General features: G+C 62.4%; 3 protein-coding genes. 1 reads left to right on the top strand and 2 read right to left on the bottom strand.

The features are described from left to right. Window positions 1–549 (bottom strand): amidohydrolase (locus tag DU475_RS23610; protein WP_164633495.1); only part of this gene is annotated, 549 nt, incomplete at its 3' end. Window positions 550–627: 78 nt separating this feature from the next. Then, complete coding sequence (locus DU475_RS23605; RefSeq protein ID WP_205524528.1) at window positions 628–1,803, bottom strand: PLP-dependent cysteine synthase family protein; 1,176 nt, start codon at window positions 1,801–1,803, stop codon at window positions 628–630. Window positions 1,804–2,045: 242 nt separating this feature from the next. Here DU475_RS23605 and DU475_RS23600 point away from each other — a divergent pair. Next, the coding region (locus DU475_RS23600) for an Lrp/AsnC family transcriptional regulator (protein WP_164633493.1) at window positions 2,046–2,429 on the top strand (384 nt) is incomplete at its 3' end.

Genomic DNA, 2,429 nt, shown 5'->3' with positions numbered 1-2,429 from the left:
CATCTGCGGCCCCGCGCCGGTGGCGAAACTGCCGAGCGGAAAGCCCGGGCGATTGTGCATCCCGTAGAATTCCTGGATCGGAAATCGGCTCAGAAGTCCGTCGTCCAGCATTGCCTTGGCGCCGGCACCGCCTTCTTCCGCCGGCTGAAAAATCAACGCGACAGTTCCGTCGAACGCGCGGCTTTCAACCAGACCGAGCGCCGCGCCGAGCAACATGGTGGTGTGACCGTCGTGACCGCACGCATGCATCTTGCCGGGAATCTGCGAGGCCCATTCCGCGCCAGTCGCCTCAATAATAGGCAGCGCGTCCATATCGGCACGCAGGCCGATCATACGGCCCGAAGCGCGCGACCGACCGTGAACAATGCCGACCACGCCGGTCCCGCCGATGCCCTCGTGTACTTCGTCGACACCGGCCTCACGCAATCGCTGCGCGACGCGCTGGGCGGTTCGATGCACGTCGTACAGCAGTTCGGGATTGCGATGCAGGTCGTGCCGGAACTCCTTCAACTCGTCGAGATAGCGAGACGTCCAATTTTCTACGGGCATTGACAAATCCTGAGGTCTGCGAGTTCGCCGCCTGTTACTACCTGTGGTCACATCCGCCGCACCGATGCACGCGATGCGTCAATTTGCACATTCAAACCCCGCGCCACTTTCGGGCATCTCGAACATGCCGGTGTCGAGAAATCGCTCGATCGCCTCGACGTGCGGCGCGATTACAATGTCCTGCCGCTGCAACCACGCGTCGTCGTAGTACGTATCCGAATAGCGTTCGCCGTCGTCGCAGATGATCGTCACCAGAGATCCGGCGCGGTCGTCGCGAAGCATCTCGGCCGCGCACCAGCACAGCCCGATGAAGTTCGTGCCGGTCGAGCCGCCGACCCGGTGAGCCAGCCGCGAGGTCAGAACCCGCGCAGCGGCGATCGACGCCGCATCTGGAACCCTGATCATCTGGTCGATCACCGTCGGAACGAAGGACGGCTCCACCCGCGGTCGCCCGATTCCTTCGATGCGCGATCCGCGCACACAGTTCGGCGACCGACTGTGCGATTTGTACGCTTCGAAGAAGCACGAGTTCTCGACGTCCACTCCGCACAGCCGGGTCTCGTGCCTGGTGTGGCGGATGTAGCGCCCGATCGTCGCCGACGTCCCGCCGGTTCCGGTGCTCATGACGATCCACTCCGGCACCGGATGACGCTCGCCGGCCATCTGCTTGAAGATGCTCTCGGCGATGTTGCCGGCACGCCAGTCGATCGCCCGCTCGGCATAGGTGAATTGATCGAGATAGTGGCCGCCGATTTCGGCCGCGATCCGCTGTGCCGCGGCGTAGACTTCCGAGGACTCGTCGACGAAGTGGCAACGTCCGCCGAAGCGCTCGATCGCAATGATCTTCTGTCGCGACGTCGAGCGCGGAACGACGGCCACGAACGGCAGTCCGAGAAGTTCGGCGAAGTAAGCTTCGGAGACGGCGGTCGATCCCGACGACGCCTCGACCAGCGTGGTGCCCGGCCCGATCAGGCCGTTGCACAGCCCGAACATGATCAGCGATCGCCCCATCCTGTGCTTCAGGCTGCCGGTCGGGTGCGTGCTTTCGTCCTTGAGATAGACGTCGATCCCTTTCAGTCCTGGAAATCTCAGCCGGTACAGATGCGTATCGACCGAACGACGGGCCTCCCCTTCGAGCACCGCAACGGCGTTTCGAACCCACTCCCGCTCGGCCGCTTCGCCGCCGAACAGACCGGCGAGACTACCGGGCGTCGTGGAAGGACTCTGCACCCGCGCAACTTCAAACCTCGTCATCACGTGCCGCACCTCGCGTGCGCCTGGGGCTGCGATCTGGCGAACGCGTCTGCCGACACCGCGCCCCGCATCTGCGGGATCGCGATCACGGCCGGATTGCTTTCACCTCGCTCACCCGGGACAGGCACACTGCTTGTCAGATTTCAGTGTTCGTCTTGATGCGAATTGTTATCATTGCGAAGGCAGAAAACTTCACATATTTTACCTCCCGTGGTCGAATTTTTGGGAGGTTTGAACGAATAATGACGTCCAAATTGGATCAAATTAACCTCCGTATTCTGGCCGCGCTCCAGGTCGATTGTTCGCGCTCACAGCGCGAACTGGCGGACGAGGTCGGCCTGTCGCAGAATGCCCTGTGGCGACGTCTGAAGGCCCTGGAGGCGAGCGGCGCCATCACCGGCTATGGTGCACGGGTCTCTCAGGAGGCGGCCGGCGTTCCGATGACGGTCTTCGTGATGGTCCGCACGCGGCGGCATTCCGCAGAATGGCTCCGGCGGTTTCGCGCGCAGATTGAATCGATTCCGGAAGTGGTCGCGTTCTACCGGATCAGCGGCGATTTCGATTACATGCTGAAGATCGCGGCACGCGACATGAACAACTACGACAAGGTGAACCAGCGCATCATC

The organism is Rhodopseudomonas sp. WA056, from assembly GCF_010906995.1.
Lineage (GTDB): Bacteria > Pseudomonadota > Alphaproteobacteria > Rhizobiales > Xanthobacteraceae > Rhodopseudomonas > Rhodopseudomonas palustris_G.
The sequence above is the reverse complement of the archived record's forward strand: the minus strand, read 5'-3'. Positions and strand labels throughout refer to the sequence as shown.